Origin of the sequence: Acidovorax sp. ACV01 (assembly GCF_014851495.1) — a bacterium.
In the GTDB taxonomy this organism is placed as follows: domain Bacteria; phylum Pseudomonadota; class Gammaproteobacteria; order Burkholderiales; family Burkholderiaceae_C; genus Acidovorax; species Acidovorax radicis.
This window is the reverse complement of record NZ_JACUZT010000004.1, coordinates 431968-453451: the sequence shown is the minus strand read 5'-3', so window position 1 is coordinate 453451 and position 21484 is coordinate 431968. Positions and strand designations below refer to the sequence as shown.

Here is a 21484-nt window from a genome sequence, read left to right as displayed (position 1 = left end):
TTGGCGGGTGCGCAGCAACCGATGCGCGGAGGCCGCGTATGAGGAGGTTGTTTCACCAAAACAAGCTGCAGCAGCGTGCAACGCTGCCGAATGCGGAGCATTCGATGAGAGGAGGCCGCGTATGACGCAGAAGACGGCCCTCATCATGGCGGGTGGTACGGGCGGCCATATCTTCCCGGGCCTGGCCGTGGCCGAGGAACTGCGCGCGCGCGGCTGGCGCGTGCACTGGCTGGGCACGCCGGGCAGCATGGAGTCGCGCATCGTGCCCACACACGGCTTTGCGCTGGAGCTGATCGATTTTTCGGGCGTGCGCGGCAAGGGCCTCGTCACGCTGGCCCTGCTGCCGCTGCGCCTGTTGCGTGCCTTCTGGCAGGCGCTGGCCGTGGTGCGGCGTGTGAAACCCGACGTGGTGGTGGGCCTGGGCGGCTACATCACCTTTCCGGGCGGCATGATGGCTGTGCTGGCGGGCAAACCGCTCGTGCTGCACGAGCAGAACTCGGTGGCCGGCATGGCCAACAAGGTGCTGGCAGGCGTGGCAGACCGGGTTTTCACCGCTTTTCCCAACGTGTTCGAAAAGGGGCAGTGGGTGGGGAACCCGCTGCGCACCGCCTTCACCAGCAAGCCCGCACCGGCCGAACGCTTTGCACAACGCACCGGCCCACTGCGCCTGTTGGTAGTGGGCGGCAGCCTGGGGGCGCGGGCATTGAACGAGATCGTGCCGCAAGCCATCGCGCTGATGCCTGCCGACCAGCGCCCTGTGGTCATCCACCAAAGCGGTGCGACGCAGATCGATGCACTGCGCTCCAACTACGCCGCGGCCGGCGTTGAGGCGGAATGCACGCCCTTCATCGACGACACCGCGAGTGCCTTTGCCGATGCCGACATCGTTGTTTGCCGCGCGGGCGCAAGCACCGTGACCGAGATCGCTGCCGTGGGCGCTGCGGCGGTTTTCGTGCCGTTCCCTTCGGCGGTGGACGACCACCAGACCACCAATGCGCAGTTTCTTGTGAACGCGGGCGGTGGCTGGCTGGTGCAGCAGCGCGACCTCACGCCCGAGGGTTTGGCTCAGATGCTATTGAATACAGAGCGCTCTACCTTGATGGATAAAGCGCTGAAGGCCAAAAACATGCAAAAAATCAACGCCACCCGCGAAGTGGTGACTGCCTGCGAGGAGTTGGCATGAAACACGCCATCCGCCACATCCATTTCGTCGGCCTGGGCGGCGCCGGCATGAGCGGCATCGCCGAGGTGCTGTTCAACCTGGGCTACCGCATCTCGGGTTCCGACCTGGCCGACAGCGCCACGCTGCGCCGCCTGCAGGGCCTGGGCATCAAGACCTGCCTGGGCCACGCGGCGGCACACATCGACGGCGCCGATGCGGTGGTCACCTCCACCGCCGTGACGCCCGACAACCCCGAGGTGCTGGCTGCGCGCGAGAAGAAGATCCCCGTGGTGCCTCGCGCGCTCATGCTGGCCGAGCTGATGCGCTTGAAGCAGGGCATCGCCATTGCCGGCACGCATGGCAAGACCACCACCACCAGCCTCGTGACCAGCGTGCTGGCCGAGGCGGGGCTGGACCCGACGTTTGTGATCGGGGGCAAGCTCAACAGCGCGGGCGCCAATGCCAAGCTGGGCAGCGGCGACTACATCGTGGTCGAGGCCGACGAGTCCGACGCGTCGTTCCTGAACCTGCTGCCCGTGATGGCGGTGGTGACCAACATCGATGCCGACCACATGGAGACCTACGGGCACGACTTCAGCCGGCTCAAGGGCGCGTTCGTCGATTTCCTGCACCGCATGCCGTTCTACGGCACGGCGGTGTTGTGCGTGGACAGCCCGGCCGTGCGCGACATCCTGCAAAGCGTGACCTGTCCGATCACAAGCTACGGATTTTCGGAAGACGCCCAGGTGCGCGCCATCGATGTGCGTGCCGAAGCCGGTCAGATGCGATTCACCGTGCAGCGGCGCAACGGCGTCACGCTGCCCGACATGGAAATCGTGCTCAACCTCGCGGGCGAGCACAACGTGCTCAACGCGCTGTCGGCCATTGCCGTGGCGGTGGAGCTCAACATCCCCGACGAGGCCGTGCAGCGTGCGCTGGCCGGCTTCAAGGGCGTGGGCCGGCGCTTCCAGCATTACGGTGATCTGCCCGCGAAGGACGGCGGCACGTTCACTGTCATTGATGACTACGGTCACCACCCGGTGGAGATGGCCGCCACGCTGGCGGCTGCGCGCGGCGCCTTCCCGGGCCGCCGCCTGGTGCTGGCCTTCCAGCCGCACCGCTACAGCCGCACGCGCGATTGCTTCGAGGATTTCGTGAAGGTCATTGGCAACGCCGACGCGGTGCTGCTGACCGAGGTGTATGCCGCTGGCGAAGCACCCGTGGTCGCCGCCGATGGCCGCTCACTGGCCCGCGCGCTGCGCGTGGCGGGCCGTGTGGAGCCGGTGTTCGTCGACAACGTGGCCGATTTGCCGCAAGCCATTGCCGACAACGCGCGCAACGGCGATGTGGTGATGTGCATGGGCGCAGGCTCCATTGGTGCAGTACCCGGCAAGGTGGTGGAGATGCTACAAAATAATGAGCTAAAAGCGCTTGAAGGGAGCGCGCTATGACCCCTTTTGATTCAAATATGGATGTGAAATCGCTCGGCAAAGTCGCCGTGTTGATGGGTGGCGACTCGGCCGAGCGTGAGGTCTCCCTCATGTCCGGCAGTGGCGTGCTGCAGGCCCTCCGTTCGCGGGGCGTGGACGCGCATGCGTTCGACCCTGCGCAGAACGCGCTGGGCGATCTCAAGCGCGATGGCTATGCGCGCTGCTTCATTGCACTGCATGGCCGCCATGGTGAAGACGGCACAGTGCAAGGCGCGCTGGAGCTGCTGGGCATTCCCTACACCGGCCCGGGCGTCATGGCCTCGGCCATCGCCATGGACAAGGTCATGACCAAGCGGGTGTGGCTGGCCGAGGGCTTGCCCACGCCACGCTATGTGTGGCTGGCGCCCGACCGCCAGCAGCGCGAGGTGGTGCGCACCGTGCCCGATGAGCTGGGTTTGCCACTGATCGTGAAGCCGCCCCGCGAGGGCTCGTCCATCGGCGTGACCAAGGTGCGTGGCTATTCGGACATGCAGGAGGCCGTGGCGCTCTCGGCGAAGTACGACCCCGACGTGCTCTGCGAAGAGTTCATCGACGGCGAGGAAGTGACCTGCCCGGTGCTGGGCCAGGGGGCAGACGCCCGCGCGCTGCCGGTGATCCGCATCGTGGCGCCCGATGGCGCCTACGACTACCAGAACAAGTACTTCACCGACGACGTGAAGTACCAGTGCCCGAGCGGCCTGCCCGAGGCCGAGGAACGCGAGATCCAGCGCATCGTGCTGGAGGCCTATCGCACGCTGGGTTGCCGGGGTTGGGGCCGTGCAGATCTGATGATCCGCGCCAGCGACCGCAAACCCTTCCTGCTGGAGATGAACACGTCCCCTGGCATGACCGGTCATTCGCTGGTACCCATGTCGGCACGGGCCTCGGGCATCAGCTATGAGGAACTGTGCCTGCGCATCCTGGTGGATGCAGCGTTGGACACTGCCCCAAGGCCGAAGGACGCCTGATGACCAACAGCCTGCCAGCACCCCTGGACGTCAAGCTCATGAACCTGACCGCATCGGTCTTGTTCGTGGGCTGCGCCATGGCTGTGCTGGCGGCGGGTGCGTGGTGGGTGTTGCGCTACCCCGGCTTTGCCATCGCACGCATCGTGGTGCAGGGCGAGCTGGTGCACAACAACGCGGTGACCTTGCGGGCCAATGTGGCGCCGCACCTTGCAGGAAACTTTTTTACGGTGGACCTGCGGGCGGCCCGCAATGCCTTCGAGCAGGTGCCTTGGGTGCGCCGCGCCGACGTGCGGCGGGAGTACCCCGGCAGCCTGCGCGTGGAGCTGCAGGAGCATGACGCCGTGGCGTACTGGGGGCCCGAGAGCGGCTCGGCCCTGGTCAATCGCCAGGGCGAGGTGTTTGAGGCCAACGTGGGCGACGTGGAGCAGGACGGCTTGCCGCGCCTGCTGGGCCCTGTGGGCAGTTCGCCCGAGGTGCTGCTGATGCATGGGCTGCTGCAGCCGGTGTTCAAGCCGCTGGGCCTGGAAGTGGAGACGCTGGAGCTGACCGGGCGGGGCGGCTGGAGGGCCACGCTCGACAGCGACGCGGTGGTGGAGCTGGGGGGCGGTACGCCGCAGGAGGTGGTGCAGCGCACGCAACGCTTCACGCGCACCCTGACGCAGGTGGCGGCACAGTACGGGCGCCGCGTGGATGCCCTCGAGTCCGCCGATTTGCGGCATGCGGGGGGCTATGCGTTGCGCATGCGCGGTGTGAGCACCGTGGTTCCCGATGCCACAGCAGCCGCTGGCGCCGTGCGCAGGAGGTGATGGCATGGATCAGCGGTGCATGGCGCAAAAAGCAGGTCGGTTCGTGAATGAGGCCGTGGGGCGGCGGGACAGAACAGAGAAGGGCAGAGACTGATATGGCAAGAGAATACAAAGACGTTGTGGTGGGGCTGGACATCGGCACCGCCAAGGTCATGGCCGTGGTGGCTGAGGTTCTGCCCAATGGCGAGCTCAAGCTCGCAGGTCTGGGCGTGGCCCCGAGCAACGGCTTGAAGCGCGGTGTGGTGGTCAACATCGACGCCACGGTGCAGAGCATCCAGCAGGCCCTCAAGGAGGCCGAGCTGATGGCCGACTGCAAGATCCAGCGCGTGTACACCGGTATCACTGGCAGCCACATTCGCGGCCTCAACTCCAGCGGCATGGTGGCTGTGAAGGACAAGGAAGTCACCTCGGCCGACGTGGCGCGCGTGGTGGAGACGGCCAAGGCCATCAACATCTCCAGCGACCAGCGCCTGCTGCTGGTGGAGCCGCAGGAATTCGTGATCGACGGGCAGGATGTGAAGGAGCCCATCGGCATGAGCGGCATCCGCCTGGAGGCCAAGATCCACATCGTGACAGGCGCGCAGAGTGCGGCCGAGAACATCATCAAGTGTGTGCGCCGCTGTGGCCTGGAGGTCGAGCAGCTCATGCTCAACCCCCTGGCCAGCAGCCAGGCGGTGCTGACGGATGACGAGCGCGAGCTGGGCGTGGTGGTGGTGGACATCGGTGCGGGCACCACGGACGTGGCGATCTTCACGGGCGGTGCGATCCGCCACACGGCGGTGATTCCGATTGCGGGCGACCTCATCACCAGCGACATCGCCATGGCATTGCGCACTCCCACGAAGGACGCAGAAGACATCAAGGTCGAGAGTGGCTACGCCAAGCAACTGCTGGCCGACCCCGAGAGCCAGGTCGAAGTGCCCGGCCTGGGCGACCGCAGCCCGCGCATGCTGAGCAAGCAGGCGCTGGCGGGTGTGATCGAGCCGCGGGTGGAGGAGATCTTCTCGCTCGTGCAGCAGGTCATTCGCGAGTCGGGCTACGAAGAAGTGCTGTCCTCGGGCATCGTGCTTACGGGCGGCAGTTCGGTGATGCCGGGAATGATCGAACTGGGCGAGGACATCTTCCTCAAGCCCGTGCGGCGCGGCATTCCCAAGTATTCCAGTGCCCTGTCCGACATGGTGGCCCAGCCACGAGCAGCCACTGTCATGGGCCTGCTCGAAGAAGCTCGCCTGGCACGGCTGCGCGGCTTCAAGGTGGCGCAAAAGAGCGGCTCCATGAAGACCGCGTTCGGGCGTTTCAAAGATTTCATCGTGGGGAATTTCTGACCATGAAATACCTAGGAATGAGCGCCGCCGGGCCGCCCCAAGGCGCGCAAGCCCCCATGGGGGGCAGCGCAGCACACGCAGTGGCAAGCGTGGGGGCCTTGTGGCTGGCGCGAGGGAGTCCCCACCAAACGCCGCGCGAGCGATGGCGATGTACAGGACCGCCGCGCTCTTCCCTACCAGGTACCCCAATCCCCATTTGGCAATTGCATACGAATCTAGAAACAGGAGCTCCAACATGACCATCGAAATGATCGAAGCCGAAGAATTCAACCAGGGCACCCAGATCAAGGTGATCGGCGTGGGCGGCGGTGGCAGCAACGCCGTCGAGCACATGATCGCCCGCAGCGTGCAGGGCGTGGAGTTTGTCAGCGCCAACACCGACGCGCAGGCACTGACGCGCAGCTCGGCCCACCGTGTCATCCAGCTGGGCGGCAGCGGCCTGGGTGCGGGCGGCAAGCCAGAAAAGGCGCGCGATGCGGCCGAAGCTGCGGTGGACGACATCCGTGACGCCATCCAGGGCGCGCACATGCTGTTCATCACGGCCGGCATGGGCGGCGGCACCGGGACCGGGGCTGCTCCGGTGATCGCGCGCGTGGCCAAGGAAATGGGCATCCTGACGGTGGGTGTGGTCACCAAGCCTTTCGATTGGGAAGGTGGCCGCCGCATGAAGAACGCCGACGATGGCCTGGCCGAGCTGGAAGCCAACGTGGACTCGCTGATCGTGGTGCTCAACGAGAAGCTGCTAGACGTGCTGGGCGACGACATCACCCAGGACGAAGCCTTTGCGCATGCCAACGACGTGCTCAAGAACGCCGTGGGCGGCATTGCTGAAATCATCAACGAGTACGGCCAGGTGAACGTCGACTTCGAAGACGTGCGCACCGTCATGGGCGAGCCTGGCAAGGCCATGATGGGTACGGCCACCGCCAGCGGCCCCGACCGCGCGCGCATCGCTGCGGAGCAGGCCATTGCCTGTCCACTGCTGGAAGGCATCGACCTGTCGGGCGCCAAGGGTGTGCTGGTGCTGGTCACGGCCAGCAAGGGCAGCCTCAAGCTGTCCGAGTCGCGCCAGGCCATGAACACCATCAACGCCTATGCCTCGACCGATGCACACGTCATCTTCGGCGCTGCCTACGACGAAACCCTGGGCGACGAGATCCGCGTGACCGTGGTGGCCACGGGGTTGTCGCGCGTCAACGCACGCCGCCAGCCCATCTCGGTGGTGCAGGGTGGCCTGCGCACGGGCACGGACAACATGGCCTATCAAATGCCCGTGGCTGGTGTCGGCACCCTGGGTGGTGCGGTGGGTGTGCAAGGCGGCCACGCCGGCAGCGCACAGGCCGACTACGGCAGCATGTCGGTGCCCAGCGTTTGGCGTACCAACCGCACGCAGGCGGCAGCCCGTGTGGACGCACTGTCGTCGGGTGGTATGGATGACCTGGAGATCCCGGCCTTCCTGCGCAAGCAAGCCGACTGATCGGAGGTCTCCGGTGGCCCACAGGGTGACTGTTGGACCCCAAGAATGAAAGAGGCCCTGCCAGCGTGAGCTGGCAGGGCCTCTTTTTTGTGGGCAGTGTGGGCTCTTGTGCTGGCTCAGGCCCTTGAGGCCCTCAGCACCCCTGGTTTAGAAGGACTCCCAATCGTCGTTGTTATCTGCGGCGGGCTTGGGGCTGCTGGCCTTGGGGGGCAGCGCTGCTGCCGGTGCCTTGGCGGCTGGAGCGGGTGGGCGGGGGGCCGCAGCCTTGGCCAGTGCGGGGCGTGGTGCCGCGGCGCGTACGGGGGCCGGTGCCGGACGGGGTGTCGCCGAAGGCACTGGCCGGCTTGCCGGCATGGGGGCAGGTGCCGAGGCATTGCTGCCATTCACCCGGAACAACGCGACCACCTGGGTGAGTTTCATGGCCTGCTCGCGCAGGCTGTCTGCGGCGGCGGTGGATTGTTCCACCAGGGCCGAGTTCTGCTGCGTCATCTGGTCGAGCTGGTTCATGGTGGTGTTGACCTGCGCAATCCCCTGGCTTTGTTCAGAGGTGGCGGAGCGGATCTCTCCAATGATGTCGGTCACGCGCTGAACGCTGTCCACGATCTCGGTCATGGTGGCGCCCGCATTGCCCACCAGTTGCGTGCCCGATGCCACCTTTTCGACCGACGCGCCAATCAGGGTCTTGATCTCCTTGGCGGCTTCTGCACTGCGTTGGGCCAGGCTGCGCACCTCGCTGGCCACCACGGCAAAGCCCCGGCCCTGCTCGCCCGCACGGGCGGCTTCCACTGCGGCATTCAAGGCCAGGATGTTGGTCTGAAAGGCAATGCCATCAATGACACCGATGATGTCGCTGATCTTGTTGCTGCTGGCGTTGATGTCCTGCATGGTGGCCACCACCCGCGACACCACCTCGCCCCCGCGTGCCGCGACGGCAGCGGCCGACGTTGCCATCTGGTTGGCGGTCTGTGCGGATTCCGAGGTCTGCTTGACGGTGCTGGTCAGCTCTTCCATGCTGCTCGCGGTGCTCTGCAGGTTGCTGGCCGTGTCTTCGGTGCGGTGGGCGAGGTCATTGTTGCCCTGGGCAATCTCGCTGGACGCGGTGGCGATGCTGTCGGTGGCGGAGCGTACGTCGGTGACCAGCTTGCGCAGCGAGGTGACCATGTGGGCCAGGCCGTCGAGCATCGAGCCCGGGTGGGCCGTGGGGATTGGGGTATCGAGGTTGCCCTGGGCCACTTCCGACATGATGGCGATGGCGTCGGTGGGCTCTCCCCCGATCTGGCGCAATACCGACCGCGACACCATCATGCCAATGGCGCCGACGACCAGAAACACCACCACCACCATGGCCAGGCTCGACAGCAGGGCTTGGCGCAGCAGCACATCCACGTCGTCGGTGTAGAGGCCTGAGCCAACCATCCAGTTCCAGCCGTCCACCCGGACGATGTACTGCAGCTTGGGCTGGGGTGTCGTTTGACCCGGGCGGGCAAACATTGTGGGGACAAAGGCCTTGCCGTCCTTGCTGTTGCGGATGCCGTTCACGAGCAGGCCAATGATGTCCACCCCCGAGCCATCCTTGACCTTGCCCAGCATGTCCTGCCCGTCCCACTCGGTCTTGAAGGGGTGCATCACCCCGACGCCCTCGGTGGTCCAGATGTAGAAGTACTCGGTTTTGCCGTCGGCGCCGCCATAGCGGGCAATGCGCAGGGCGTCCTTGGCGGCCTTTTGTGCTTCTTCCTGGGGCATGGCGCCGCTGGCGGCCTTGGCCTGGTAGGCGGCGACGATGCTGTGGGCGGACTGGACGGCCGTGGTCAGCAACTCCTTGCGCGACTCGCTGATCAGCCGTCGTTCCTGCAGCAAGGACATGACGGCCATGATCAGCAGCGCAGCCAGTGCGGTGCCGATCATGAGCATGATTTTCATTTTGAAGCTGAGCTTGCTCATGGGAGTCTCCTGTGGGGCGTTTGCGGTGTGTTCATGTTGTGTCTTTTAAGGCCCGCCGACCCCAAATTGTGCGGCGAACCCTGGGGCATGTGCTGTAGGTGAAAACGCGGCGGTGGCTCCGGGGGCGGTGTTGGTGAGGCTGGCAAGACCTCAGCGTGTGCGGGGCGGGGCGCCAGAAACTAAAATGCCGAGATGCTCCAGCAACGCACCCTCAAGACACTGACCCGGGCCGTAGGCGTCGGGCTGCACAGCGGCCAGCGGGTCGAGTTGACCCTGCGGCCCGCGCAGCCGGACACGGGTATCGTGTTCCGGCGGGTTGACCTGCCCCAGCCGGTGGACATCCCGATCCGGGCTGAAGCGGTGACGGACACGCGGCTGGCGTCCACCATCGCGGTGGGCAATGCCAAGGTACACACGGTGGAGCACCTGATGTCGGCCTGTGCGGGCCTGGGCATCGACAATCTCTATGTGGACATCACTGCGGAAGAGGTGCCCATCCTTGACGGGTCTTCGGCTTCCTTCGTTTTCCTGCTGCAGAGCGCGGGGATCGAATTGCAGAACGCGCCCAAGCGTTTCATCCGCGTCACCCGGCCTGTGGAAGTGCGCGAGGGCGAGGGCGCCAACGCCAAGTGGGCGCGCCTCACCCCCTACCACGGCTACAAGCTCAGCTTCGAGATCGACTTTGACCACCCTGCGGTGGATTCCACTGGCCAGCGTGTGGAGTTTGACCTGGGGGCGGGCAATTACAGCCGCGACATTGCCCGCGCACGCACCTTTGGCTTCACCCGCGATGTCGAAATGATGCGCTCCAACGGCCTGGCGCTGGGCGGGGGCTTGGACAACGCCATCGTGATGGACGACTACAAGGTGCTCAACAGCGACGGCCTGCGCTACGACGACGAGTTCGTGAAGCACAAGATCCTGGACGCCATGGGCGATTTGTACCTGATTGGGAAACCGCTGCTGGCCGCGTACAGCGCGTTCCGTTCGGGCCATGCCATGAACAACCTGCTGCTGCGCGAGCTGCTGGCCCAGCGCGATGCCTGGGAAGTGGTCACCTTCGAGGACGAGCGCCAGGCTCCGAGCGGCTTTGTGCAGCCCGCGCGCGCCTGGTAGCGATGAAGCACTCGCTGAGTCGCTTCGCGCCTTCCCTCTCTCTCGCGTTGTGGGAGGGGAGCAACGCCGTCGCTGCGAGGCGCCCCTTGCTGGGCGTCCCTGGCCCATGCCACGTCAGTTTTCACGGCGCGGGGGATTCGTGAAATGCTGATCTTTCGCTGGCTGGCCATGCTGCTGCTTCTGGCGGCTGCCGTGTCGTTTGCGTTTTATGCGGGCACGGGCCAGGCGCGCTACAAGCGCCTGGGGCTCGTCATCCTCAAATGGACGGTGATCGCAGCCGTCTTCTTCTTTGCGGTGATCCTCATCGGCCGTTTGGCCTGACCGTACGGTCGAAGTGCGACTGGGGCCTCTTTTTCTTCTGGCCTATACTCGCGCCTGCTCCGGGGTGTGCGTAAGCGCTGAGATGCGAGTCGGCTGAAGAAATTCGGCAGGCCTCGCGAACCCGACGAACTTGATCCGGTTCATACCGGCGGAAGAAGAGCCGACCTCCTTGTCCCCGTGCCCGCAGTCCCTGCTGGCACGCCATGCCTCAGGTGCCGCCGCACCCGAGGGGCGCACAGGTCCATTCCGGAGCAGCACCTACCGCCACCGGAACCAGGAGACCTGCCCATGAACGCCCCCGACCCCCACGCCAAGCTGGCCACCCCCGAGAAGTTCGCCGAGTTGCTCGCACGCACGCGCGAACCCTTTCCTGCATCGCGCAAGGCCTACCTCCCCGGCCACCTGCACACCGATCTGCGCGTGCCCGTGCGCGACATTGCGCTGACCAATGGCGAACTGGTCAGCGTGTACGACACCTCCGGCCCGTATACCGACCCCGAGGCTGCGATCGATGTGCGCAAGGGCCTGTCCAGCGTGCGAGGTGGCTGGATCACCGGCCGTGGTGATGTGGAGCACTACGAAGGCCGCGCGCCTGTGGCGCTGGACGACGGCCAAAAGAGCGAAGACGCCACCCGCCTGGCCCAGCTGCGTGCCGAGGCCGCCGCGCTGCAGCGCAAGCCTCTGCGGGCCAAAAGTGGTGCCAATGTGACGCAGATGCACTACGCCCGCAAAGGCATCATCACCCCCGAGATGGAATACGTGGCCATTCGCGAAAACGGCAAGCGCGAGTGGATGGAGCAGTACATGGCCGACGCTGGCCGTGAGCAGCGCCTGATGGGCAACCCCCTGGGGGCCAGCATCCCGCGCATCATCACCCCCGAGTTCGTGCGCGACGAAGTGGCCCGGGGCCGGGCCATCATCCCCGCCAACATCAACCACCCTGAGGTGGAGCCGATGGCGATTGGCCGCAACTTCCTGGTCAAGATCAACGCCAACATCGGCAACTCGGCCGTCACGTCGAGCATTGAGGAAGAAGTGGAAAAGCTCGTGTGGGCGATCCGCTGGGGTGCCGACAACGTGATGGACCTGTCGACCGGCAAGAACATCCACACCACGCGCGACTGGATCGTGCGCAACAGCCCGGTGCCCATCGGCACCGTGCCGATCTACCAGGCGCTGGAGAAGGTGGGTGGCGTGGCCGAAGACCTGACCTGGGAAATCTTCCGCGACACGCTCATCGAGCAGGCCGAGCAGGGTGTGGACTACTTCACCATCCACGCGGGTGTGCGCCTGGCCTACATCCACCTCACGGCCAACCGCCGCACGGGCATCGTCTCGCGCGGGGGCTCCATCATGGCCAAGTGGTGCATGACGCACCACCGCGAGAGCTTCCTGTACGAGCACTTCGAGGACATCTGCGACATCATGAAGGCATACGACGTGTCGTTCAGCCTGGGTGATGGCCTGCGCCCCGGCTGCGCTTCAGACGCCAACGACGAAGCCCAGTTTGCCGAGCTGCACACGCTGGGCGAGCTCACGCAGGTGGCCTGGAAACACGACGTGCAGACCATGATCGAAGGCCCCGGCCATGTGCCCATGCACATGATCCAGGCCAACATGACCGAGCAGCTCAAGACCTGCCACGAGGCGCCGTTCTACACCCTGGGCCCGCTGACCATCGACATCGCACCGGGCTACGACCACATTGCGTCCGCCATCGGCGCGGCCATGATCGGCTGGATGGGCACGGCCATGCTGTGCTACGTGACGCCCAAGGAGCACCTGGGCCTGCCCGACCGCGACGACGTGAAGCAAGGGATCATTGCCTACAAGATCGCCGCCCACGCTGCCGATGTGGCCAAGGGGCACCCGGGCGCCCGCTCGCGCGACGACGCGCTGAGCCAAGCGCGTTTCGACTTCCGCTGGCAAGACCAGTTCAACCTGGGCCTGGACCCGGAGACCGCCAAGGAATACCACGACGAAACCCTGCCCAAGGACTCGGCCAAGGTGGCGCATTTCTGCTCGATGTGCGGACCGAAGTTCTGCTCGATGAAGATCACGCAGGAAGTGCGTGACTTTGCTGCGCAAAAAGGCATGGCGGAGGCGGATGCCCTGGCCCAGGGCATGGAGACCAAGGCGGTGGAATTCCAGCGCCTGGGCGGGCAGCTCTACATTCCTGTAACACCGGCTGCATAAGCCCGCCTACTACCCCCGGGGATTCCCTGCACCAGGGCCCGGGGCCGTGCTTACCCTGTGCGGCAGACGACAGCGCTCGCTCTATAGTCCCGCCCACCCCCCGGTTCAGAAGATCGGGAGGATGGTGTGTGGCACTAAATTTGCTATGCTGAGTTGTCTGTTAAAAAATGTAAGGAAGAGCCATGAATGCTCTCGGCCGCTTCTCCATCCGCACGCGCCTTTACTTCGGGACCGTTTTTTCCCTGATTCTTCTTGTTGTCATTGGCGCCATGGGTTATGTGGCGCTGGACCGCACGCGCGGCACGCTGCAGGTGCTGTTCTCGCAGCGAGTGCAGACCCTCACGGACATGTCGGATCTGCGCACCACGCTGGGGGACCTGCGCCGGACCGAAAAAGACATCATCATCAATTTCAACAACTCGGTGGAGGTCTCGGCCTTGCGCGAGTCCTGGGCCAAGACCCTGGCCGCCCTGCGCAAGAGCCTTGCCGATGTGCGCCAGGTCCAGTCGGGCGACACGGAGTTCGTCGCGTCCATCGATAAATCCCTGGACGAGATCAAGCAGTACGAAACTGGCATCTCGCCGATCTTCGAGCAGATCGAGCGTGCCCAGCTCGATGGTGCAGGCGGTGGTGCCTACGCAGACCGCCTGAAAGTGCACATGGAGGCCACCGACAAGCTGTTCTCCAGCCTGTCCGCCACGGCCCGTGCGCGGATGGATGAAGCCCGCGAAGGTGTGGAGTCGCGCACCTCCACGATGTCTGCCCTCATTGGCATCGGGCTGCTGCTTGGGCTGGCGGTACTGATTCCGCTCACGTTCTTCAGCGTGCGCTCCATCACCCGGTCCCTGGGCCAGGCGCAGGAGCTGGCCGACCGCATTGCCAGTGGCGACCTCTCGCGGGACGTGGCTGCCATGAACCAGGATGAGGTCGGCCAGCTGGTTTCGGCCATGGGCCGCATGCAGGATGCCCTGCGTGGCCTGGTGCGCCAGGTGCAGGACTCGGCAGGTAACATCACCACCGCCAGCTCCGAGATCGCCAGCGGCAACCACGACCTGAGCCACCGCACCGAGCAGACAGCGGCCAACCTGGAGGAAACAGCCTCGTCCATGGAGCTGTTGACCAGCACCGTGCAGCAAAGCGCGCAGTCCTCCCGCCAGGCCAGCGACTTCGCCTCGTCGGCCGCCGAAGTGGCCGCGCGTGGCGGTGCCGTGGTGTCGCAGGTGGTCACCACCATGGACCAGATCACCACCAGCTCGCGCAAGATCGCCGACATCACGGGCGTGATCGACTCCATTGCATTCCAGACCAACATCCTCGCGCTCAACGCCGCAGTAGAGGCCGCGCGCGCCGGCGAACAGGGCCGGGGTTTTGCCGTGGTGGCGAGTGAGGTGCGTAACCTCGCGCAGCGCAGTGCCGAGGCGGCCAAGGAGATCAAGGGCCTGATCGGTTCGTCGGTGGAACGCGTCGAAGACGGCTCGCGCCTGGTCAGTCAGGCCGGGCAGACCATGACCGAGATCGTCAGCAGCGTGCGCCGGGTGTCCGACATCATTGCGGAGATCACCGCCTCGTCGGCCGAGCAAAGCGACAACATCGGCCAGATCAGCCAGGCCGTGGGCCAGCTCGACCAGATGACGCAGCAGAACGCCGCGCTGGTGGAAGAGTCCACCGCTGCTTCCGAGTCGCTGCGCGAACAGGCCCTGCACCTGAGTAGCGCGGTCAGCCAGTTCAAGCTGCAGGACGGCGGTGTTTCCACACCATCGGCCTTCAGCGCGGCAGCAGCAGCGCCCTCTGCACCAGCCGTGGCCCAGGCGCCGCGCCGGCCCGCGCTGCGGATACGGTAATTTCAGGTCTTTTTGGCAGATGGCGCTTGTCCATCAAGCGCTAGTAGCTATCAAAATAATAGTAAATGGTAGCTTGCCATGGTTTTGCGCAACCCCACAGCGCTTGCAACTGGCGCGCCCCAGGCCAGTGCACTCGTGGAGTTGGTTTTGCCAGGCCACCGGCTACGTCCCCCGTCTGGGGAAGCCGCGCCGCGGCTCAGGGGGCATCTCAGTCCCTGGTTACCCGCAGCACTTCTTCACGGCTGGTAATGCCCGCGGCAATCAGCCGCTCGCCATCGTCGCGCATCAGGGCCATGCCACCCGCCAGCGCTGCGGTGCGAATGTCGGCTTCGGACGCCTGGTTGTGGATCTGCGCGCGGATCGCGTCCGTGGTCACCAGCAGCTCGAACACGCCGGTGCGGCCCGTATAGCCCGTCTGGCCGCAGTGATCGCACCCGCTGCCCTGGCAATGGCTGCAGTACTTGCGCACCAGGCGCTGCGCTAGCACCCCCAGCAGCGAGGACGACAGCAGGAACGGCTCCACCCCCATGTCGGTCAGGCGCGTCACGGCGCTGGCGGCGTCGTTGGTGTGCAGCGTGGCCAGCACCAGGTGGCCCGTCAGTGAGGCCTGGATGGCGATCTGCGCGGTCTCGAAGTCGCGGATTTCACCGATCATGATGATGTCCGGGTCCTGCCGCAGGATGGCGCGCAGGGCCTTCGCAAAGGTCAGCTCGATCTTGCTGTTGACCTGGGTCTGGCCGACGCCGGGCAGCTCGTATTCGATGGGGTCTTCCACCGTCATGATGTTGTTGCGCGTGGCGTCCAGGCGCCCCAGGCCCGCGTACAGCGTGGTCGTCTTGCCCGAGCCCGTGGGCCCGGTCACCAGGATGATGCCGTGCGGCTGCGAGATGAGGCCTTCGAAGCGGCGCAAGGTGTCGCCCTGCATGCCCACGGCTTCCAGGCTGAGCTTGCTTTCGCTCTTGTCCAAAAGCCGCAGCACCGCACGTTCGCCGTGGGCGCTGGGCAGCGTGGACACGCGCACGTCGATGGCGCGGGTGCCCAGGCGCAGGCTGATGCGGCCGTCCTGCGGCAGCCGTTTTTCACTGATGTCGAGGTCGGCCATGATCTTCAGGCGCGAGATCAGGGCGGCGTGCAGGGCGCGGTTGGGCTGCACCACCTCGCGCAGCGTGCCGTCCACCCGAAAGCGCACGCTGGAATGGCGCTCGTACGGTTCGATGTGGATGTCGCTTGCTCCGTCGCGCGCGGCCTGCGTGAGCAGGGCATTGAGCATGCGGATGATGGGTGCGTCGCCGGCGGACTCCAGCAAGTCCTCCACGGCGGGCAGTTCCTGCATCATGCGCGAGAGGTCGGCATCACTCTCGACCTCGCTCACCACCGTGGCCGCACTCGATTCGCTGTGCGAATACACGGCACTGATGCGCTGGGCCAGTGCCGGGGCGTCGAGCGGCAGCAGCTGCTGCACGGCGTGCTTGCGCAGCACCTCCGACAGCGCCCCCGCGTCGGGGTGGGGGCCATGCCACAGCACCAGATGGTGGCCGTCGTCCTCCAGCAGCAGCTGGGCGGTGCGGGCAAAGGCGTAGGGCAGAGGATGGCGCATGGGTGTGGGTCCCTCAGAGCGCCTGGGGCGAGACCGTGGCGTTGAGTGCCAGACTGCGCACGGTGGCGGCTGCCGCATTGGCAGCGTCCTCGGAGTTGTAGGGGCCGACCCGCACGCGGGTGAGCGTGCCACGGTTGGTGTCTACCGATTGAATGGACAGGGGCAGGGCGGAGCTGCGCAGCTTGGTCATGGCGGTGCGCGATTCCGCGTCCTTGCCGAACACGCCCACATTCACGTAGTACTGCGGTGCCGGGGCCTGTGCCTGGGCTGCCGGGGCGGCGGGTGCGCTGCTTTGCGGTGCAGGTGGGGTCGGTGGTGCCGCGGGGGCGAGCTGCTGCAGGGGCACCGGCACGGCGGGCTGCACGGACGCAGGACTGGGGGCCGAAGGCGCCCGCTCGGGCAGCGCGGGAAGGATGGGGGCGCCAGAGACCGTGCCCATCATCAGGCTGGGGCCAGGCTGTGTGGTGTGCTGCAAGGCGCGGATGGCCTCATAACGGTCCACGACCAATGCGTCGCTGGTGGCAGTGTCGCGCACCACGATGGGGCGCAGGAAGATCATCAGGTTCGTCTTGTTGCGGCTGCGCTTCTCGCTTTTGAACAGATTGCCCACTACAGGAAGATCGCCCATCAACGGCACCTTGTCCTCGCCCTGCGAGTAGGTGTCTTCCAGCAGGCCGCCAATGACGATGATGCTGCCGTCGTCCACCATCACGTTCGACTCGACCGAGCGCTTGCTGGTGCTGGGTCCGTTGGCGTTGCTGAGGGTGTTGCCGTCGATCTTGGAGATCTCCTGGTAGATGGCCATCTTCACCGTGCCGTTCTCGCCGATCTGCGGGCGCACCTTGAGCATCAGGCCCACATCCTTGCGCTCGACGGTCTGAAAGGGGTTGACCGTGCCGCTGCCCGTGGTGTTGGCATACGAGCCGGTGACGAAGGGCACGTTGTTGCCGATGAGGATGCGGGCCTCCTCGTTGTCCAGCGTCATGATGTTGGGGGTGGACAACACGTTGGCGTCGCCGCTGTTCTGCAGGAAGTTGGCCAGCGCGCCCAGGTAGTACTGGCCGTTGATACGCGGCGCCAGCGCCAGGTTCAGGCCCCCGCCCAGACCGCTCGCGGCGGTGGCGATGCTGCTGGCGCTGCCCGACGCCAGCGCGGCCGTCAGCCCCAGGATGTTGGCGCCGGCCGTACTGGAGTTGGTGCCGATCACGCCCACGGTGCCATCGCCCTGCTTGCCCAGGATGCCCTGCCACTGGATGCCGAACTGCGCCACCTTGTTGGCTGCGACTTCCACGATCAGGCTTTCAACCAGCACCTGCGCGCGCCGCCCGTCCAGTTTGTCGATGACCGCACGCAGCTGGCGGTACAGCGGCTCGGGCGCCGTGATGATGAGCGAGTTGGTGGTGGGGTCGGCCTGGATCTGGCCACCCGTGGAAGGCTGGTTGTTGTTGGTGCTGCTGGTGCCCATGCTGTTGTTGCCCGCGCCCAGCCCTGCACTGCTGCCACCCGACAGGCCGCTGCCGACGGACAGCATGTTGCCGCTGGTGCCCCCACCGCCCAGGCCGCCGCTGGGTGCGGCCGGTGCTGCGCTCGCGCCCGCAGTGCCACCACCCGTGTTGCCGCTGCCGCCCATGGCTGCCATGGCGGCTCGCAGCGTGGTGGCCAGCTTGGTGGCGTCGGCGTTCTTCAGGTACACCACATGGATGTTGCCGGTGGATGCGCTGCTGCCGGGCGCGGGGGCCTGGTCCAGCTGGGCTACCAGCGCGCGCACCTGGGTCACGCGGGCCGGGTTGGCGGCCCGCAGGATCAGCGAGTTGCTGCGCGGCTCGGCAATCAGCGTGGTCTTGAACGAGGTGTCGGCCTGCCCCTGTGCGGCGACCGGTGCGGCGCCGCTGCCGCCGTCTATCAGGCGCGCCACCAGCGGCGCGAGGTCGGTGGCGATGGCGTTGCGCAGCGGAATCACCTCCACGTCGCTGGCGTTGGAGACATCCATGGCCGCCACGATGCGCGCCAGACGCTGCAGGTTGTCGGCGTAGTCGGTGATCACCAGCGAGTTGTTGCCGGGGTTCACGTTGATGGTGTTGTTGGGGCTGATCAGCGGGCGCAGCACCGGCACGAGGTTGGCGGCGTTCTCGAAGTTGAGCTTGAAGATCTGCGTGACGATCTGCCCGCCACCGGGGGCGCTGCCAGAACTGCCCTGCACCACGCTCACGCTGCCGCCCTGCAGCTTGGCGTCGGCTTCGGGCACCACCTTGTACAGGCCTGCAGCCTCCACCACCGTGAAGCCCTGCAGCCGCAGCGCTGCCAGGAACTGCTGGAAGGCGGCGGCGGGCGTCACGGCGCGTTCGGTGACCAGGTTGAGCTGGCCCTTCACGCGCGGGTCCACGACCACATTGCGGCCCGTGATGGTGGCCATGGTGCGCGCCACGGCTTCGATCTCGGCATTGGCGAAATTCAGGGTGACGGGCTCGCCGGCGCGCACGCTGCCCGTGCCGGTATCGATGGCAGTTTGGGCAACAATTTGGCCACTGGCGCATGCCAGTAATGCGCTAGCTGCTATTGCTTTAAGAGCAAAACCCAGGCGTGGTGACAACAAGGAGTTCATAGGTTCAACCCACGGTGATGATGGAGCGCGCGCCGTTGCGCCGTCCAATGATGTTCAGAAGATTCGACAGGGCTGCTTCGCGCTCGGGGGCGGCACTGGCCTCCCCCGCAAAACGCAGGCGATTGCCCACCCACTGGCCGGTGCCGTTGAGCTGCAGGTGCCCGTCCAGCGTGCTCAGTGTGAGCGTGGGCACCTCGCCGCCCTGTACCGCCAGCCGGTAGCTGCCCATGGGGCGCAGGGTGGACAGGCGGGATGACATGGCCCGGGCATCCAGCTGCACCTGGCCCGCCAGGGACATGCGCCCGGCACTCCACCGAAGGGTGAAGCCGCGGGTCTGCAGCGCCAGCTGGCCCTGGGGCTGCAGGGTGTTCCAGGGCGTGCCCAGCCCGGTCAGCACGGAGGCTGGCCACAGGCTCTCGCCGTCGATCACGGTCAGGCGCGTGCCAGACCAGCCTGCACTCGCTTGCAGCTGCAGTGGTGTGGGTGTGCAGCAACTGGCATGCAGCTGCGCGTGCAGGCCACTCCAGCTGGGGCGAATTCGCCAGTCCAGGCGGCCGGGCAGGGCGGCGCTGTCCTGGCTGGCAGCGCCCCCCGTCAGCACCAGCTGTGCAGAGCCCGTCCAGACCGTACCCCGCGCTTGCAACAGCTGCACCTGCCCGCCCGTGGCGCTGGCCACGTTTTGCGCCAGCCAGTGCGCTGGCGCAAACACCACCACGGCAGGCAATACGCCCGCTACGGCGCCTGTCAGCGCCCAGGCCCATGCGCTGCGGGGCGCGCGGGTGATGGGTTTTCTGTGTCGGAGGGAGGTGGCCACGGGGAGAGGGGGTCTGGTGCCGGTGGGTCGCTTCAGGGCTGGGCTGGCGGCAGGGCCAGCACCAGGGTTCCGTCCCAGCGTGGCATCGCAGCGGCCGCGCCGCCCAGGGGGACCGGGGCGTTGGGCGCGGGGCTTGCCGCGGCGGTGCTGCGGGTCAGGCGCGCTTCCACCGGGGCGGCGCGGGCGTTGCTGCGTGCCTGGGCCAGCCACTGGGCCAGCGCGTCGGCGGGGGCGCCCTTGAGCGTGACGGTGGCGCGGTCGCCCACCACGTTGAGCTGGGCCGCATTGCCCAGGCGTTGTGCGAGCGCCGTGCGCAGCGCACCGACGGAATCGCCGCGCGTATTGCGCGGGGCCGACTGCAGCTGCTGCGCCTCGGAGCGCAGGCCTTGCATGCGCTGCAACTGTGTGTCCAGCTCGGCGTGGCGCGCTGGCGCGGCGCGCAGCGTGGAAAGCGCCGGTGCCACGGCCAGCCACCACAGCAGGGCGAAGGCGATGAGGCCGCCCGCGGCAAGGACCATGTTTTGCTCACGCGGGGCCAGGGCCTGCCAGCGGGCGCGCAGGGCGGGGGAGGTAATGGTGGTCATGGTGTGCCTTCCGCGCGCAGCAGCAGGCTGCCATCGTCCAGCCGGGCCCGGTAGCCCGCCGCCTGCAGGCGGGCCGAGAGCACGGATTCTTCATCGGGGGCCAGCGTGACACCGCGCAGGCGCAGCTCGCCGGGGGCGTATTCGATGCCCGTGGGCTGGCGGCCGCTGGGCAAGGTTGCTCCTGCGGCAGCGAGCAAGGGCTCCAGGTCACGGGCCGATACGGCACCGGCCGCCTGCCGCAGCTGGGCCAGTTCGCGTTCCATCTGCACCGGGGCGTCCACCACGACCTGCACCTTGGGGAAAGTCTGCGTCAGCGTGGACCGAACGGCTGCCTGTTTGGCGGCCAGCGCCTGGCGCTCCTGCCAGGCCCAGGCATTGAGCCCGATCAGATGGGCCACCACCAGCAGTCCCGCACCCCAGCGCGCCGCGCGCCACTGTGGGGCATTCAGCAGTGCGCTGGCCAGGCTGCCTGCCTTGCGCAGTGCACGGGTGCGGCCTGTGCTGGCCAGATCGAACTGGGCCAGATCCCAGTCGCCGCGTGCGGCGTCCAGCGCCCGCTGGCTGGCGGTGTGCAGTGCCACGCGCTGGCCCAGGGTGCGCTCTGCCAGGGCCGCGACCGCAGGCTCGGCGCGCACCACCGGTGCATTGTCTTCGTCCGTGGCTGCATCCTGGGGCAGCCCGGCACGGGCCAGCATCACGGAGGCAATGGACAGGGGCAACACGGCCACGCCGTGGTCCGCACCCTGGCCAGTCAGCACCACGCAGGCGTCTTCGGGGGTGCCCAGGGCACACAGCTCGGGGCGGCCACTGGGGGTGGGGCCGGGGGCGAATTCAGGCACGACACGCGACACACGGCGGCCGGCGGCTTCCAGGGCCTGCAGGTTTTCGCGCAACCAGTTGCGGTCACATACCGCCACCCACACGGGTTCGCCCGCATTGGCATCGGGCTGGATGGCGAAATGCAGTTGTGCTGCATCGTCGAGCACGCGGTCTTCGAGCAGCCCCTCCAAGGCCGACCTCAGGCGCGGTGTCTGCTGGCCCGCGCCCAATGCCAAGCCAGGCGGCAGTTGCACCCGTTGCCAGGACAGTGCCCGCGCCGGCACCACGGCCACCACTTCGCCGCCAGGGCGTGTGGGTTCGGGCAGCAGCGCGGCCGGGGCGGTGGCGTGGCGAAGGGCGGTGTGGCCGTCCGCCGTCAGCGTGTAGCTGTACTCGGTGGCCGGCCCCGGACGGGCCGGCGGCAGGAAAAGAATGAGGGTGCTCAT

General features: G+C 66.7%; 16 protein-coding genes, 1 pseudogene and 1 riboswitch. Of the genes and pseudogenes, 11 read left to right on the top strand and 6 right to left on the bottom strand.

Translation table 11 applies throughout. From position 1 onward, the window contains the following. Positions 1–121: 121 nt before the first annotated feature. The 6 genes from murG (at position 122) to ftsZ (ending at position 7207) form a co-directional block, all read left to right on the top strand. On the top strand, positions 122–1183 hold the full coding sequence (murG, locus tag IB243_RS14650) for an undecaprenyldiphospho-muramoylpentapeptide beta-N-acetylglucosaminyltransferase (RefSeq protein WP_192427915.1): 1062 nt from the start codon (positions 122–124) through the stop codon (positions 1181–1183). Then, on the top strand, positions 1180–2613 hold the full coding sequence (gene murC / locus IB243_RS14645; RefSeq protein ID WP_010462335.1) for a UDP-N-acetylmuramate--L-alanine ligase: 1434 nt from the start codon (positions 1180–1182) through the stop codon (positions 2611–2613). The genes murG and murC overlap by 4 nt, the downstream gene beginning before the upstream one ends. After that, the gene (locus tag IB243_RS14640) at positions 2610–3599 is read left to right on the top strand and encodes a D-alanine--D-alanine ligase (protein WP_192427913.1); all 990 of its coding nucleotides are present in this window, start codon (positions 2610–2612) and stop codon (positions 3597–3599) included. Before murC ends, IB243_RS14640 begins: the two co-directional genes overlap by 4 nt. Further along, positions 3599–4405 carry a cell division protein FtsQ/DivIB gene (locus IB243_RS14635; RefSeq protein ID WP_010462331.1) on the top strand — a complete coding sequence of 269 codons (807 nt, stop codon included), beginning with the start codon at positions 3599–3601 and terminating at the stop codon, positions 4403–4405. Before IB243_RS14640 ends, IB243_RS14635 begins: the two co-directional genes overlap by 1 nt. A 95-nt stretch (positions 4406–4500) precedes the next feature. Next, entirely contained in the window at positions 4501–5730 is a 1230-nt protein-coding gene (ftsA, locus tag IB243_RS14630; protein ID WP_010462329.1) for a cell division protein FtsA, read from the top strand. Between the two features lie 235 nt (positions 5731–5965). Continuing rightward, positions 5966–7207 carry a cell division protein FtsZ gene (gene ftsZ / locus IB243_RS14625; protein ID WP_010462327.1) on the top strand — a complete coding sequence of 414 codons (1242 nt, stop codon included), beginning with the start codon at positions 5966–5968 and terminating at the stop codon, positions 7205–7207. Between the two features lie 147 nt (positions 7208–7354). On the opposite strand, the gene IB243_RS14620 is transcribed toward ftsZ, so the two are convergent. Further along, entirely contained in the window at positions 7355–9148 is a 1794-nt protein-coding gene (locus IB243_RS14620; protein ID WP_192427911.1) for a methyl-accepting chemotaxis protein, read from the bottom strand. 192 nt (positions 9149–9340) lie between these two features. On the opposite strand from IB243_RS14620, the gene lpxC reads away from it, so the two are divergent. The 5 genes and pseudogenes from lpxC to IB243_RS27450 form a co-directional block, all read left to right on the top strand. After that, positions 9341–10264, top strand: coding sequence for a UDP-3-O-acyl-N-acetylglucosamine deacetylase (gene lpxC / locus IB243_RS14615; RefSeq protein WP_192427909.1), 924 nt, complete (start codon positions 9341–9343; stop codon positions 10262–10264). Between the two features lie 144 nt (positions 10265–10408). Further along, positions 10409–10585: a hypothetical protein gene (locus IB243_RS14610; protein ID WP_010462321.1), complete on the top strand. Its 177-nt coding sequence runs from the start codon at positions 10409–10411 to the stop codon at positions 10583–10585. A 50-nt stretch (positions 10586–10635) separates the two neighbouring features. After that, positions 10636–10759, top strand: a riboswitch (TPP riboswitch). Between the two features lie 141 nt (positions 10760–10900). Beyond that, positions 10901–12781, top strand: a complete 1881-nt coding sequence (thiC, locus tag IB243_RS14605) for a phosphomethylpyrimidine synthase ThiC (protein WP_192428054.1) — start codon at positions 10901–10903, stop codon at positions 12779–12781. Positions 12782–12963: 182 nt separating this feature from the next. Then, positions 12964–14622 (top strand): methyl-accepting chemotaxis protein, encoded by a 1659-nt coding sequence (locus IB243_RS14600; RefSeq protein WP_057229072.1) that lies wholly within the window; start codon positions 12964–12966, stop codon positions 14620–14622. A gap of 6 nt (positions 14623–14628) precedes the next feature. After that, a pseudogene (locus tag IB243_RS27450) lies at positions 14629–14694 on the top strand (hypothetical protein); the annotation flags it as partial. Between the two features lie 136 nt (positions 14695–14830). Here the strand turns inward: IB243_RS27450 and IB243_RS14595 are convergent. From IB243_RS14595 to gspL, 5 genes are read right to left on the bottom strand one after another with little or no spacing between them, the layout of a single operon-like run. After that, entirely contained in the window at positions 14831–16219 is a 1389-nt protein-coding gene (locus IB243_RS14595) for a GspE/PulE family protein (RefSeq protein ID WP_010462317.1), read from the bottom strand. 13 nt (positions 16220–16232) lie between these two features. Beyond that, on the bottom strand, positions 16233–18821 hold the full coding sequence (gspD, locus tag IB243_RS14590) for a type II secretion system secretin GspD (protein WP_192427907.1): 2589 nt from the start codon (positions 18819–18821) through the stop codon (positions 16233–16235). 4 nt (positions 18822–18825) lie between these two features. Beyond that, entirely contained in the window at positions 18826–19635 is an 810-nt protein-coding gene (gene gspN / locus IB243_RS14585) for a type II secretion system protein N (RefSeq protein ID WP_370540343.1), read from the bottom strand. A gap of 32 nt (positions 19636–19667) precedes the next feature. Beyond that, entirely contained in the window at positions 19668–20219 is a 552-nt protein-coding gene (gspM, locus tag IB243_RS14580) for a type II secretion system protein GspM (protein ID WP_057271891.1), read from the bottom strand. After that, positions 20216–21484: a type II secretion system protein GspL gene (gene gspL / locus IB243_RS14575; RefSeq protein WP_010462309.1), complete on the bottom strand. Its 1269-nt coding sequence runs from the start codon at positions 21482–21484 to the stop codon at positions 20216–20218. The genes gspM and gspL overlap by 4 nt, the downstream gene beginning before the upstream one ends.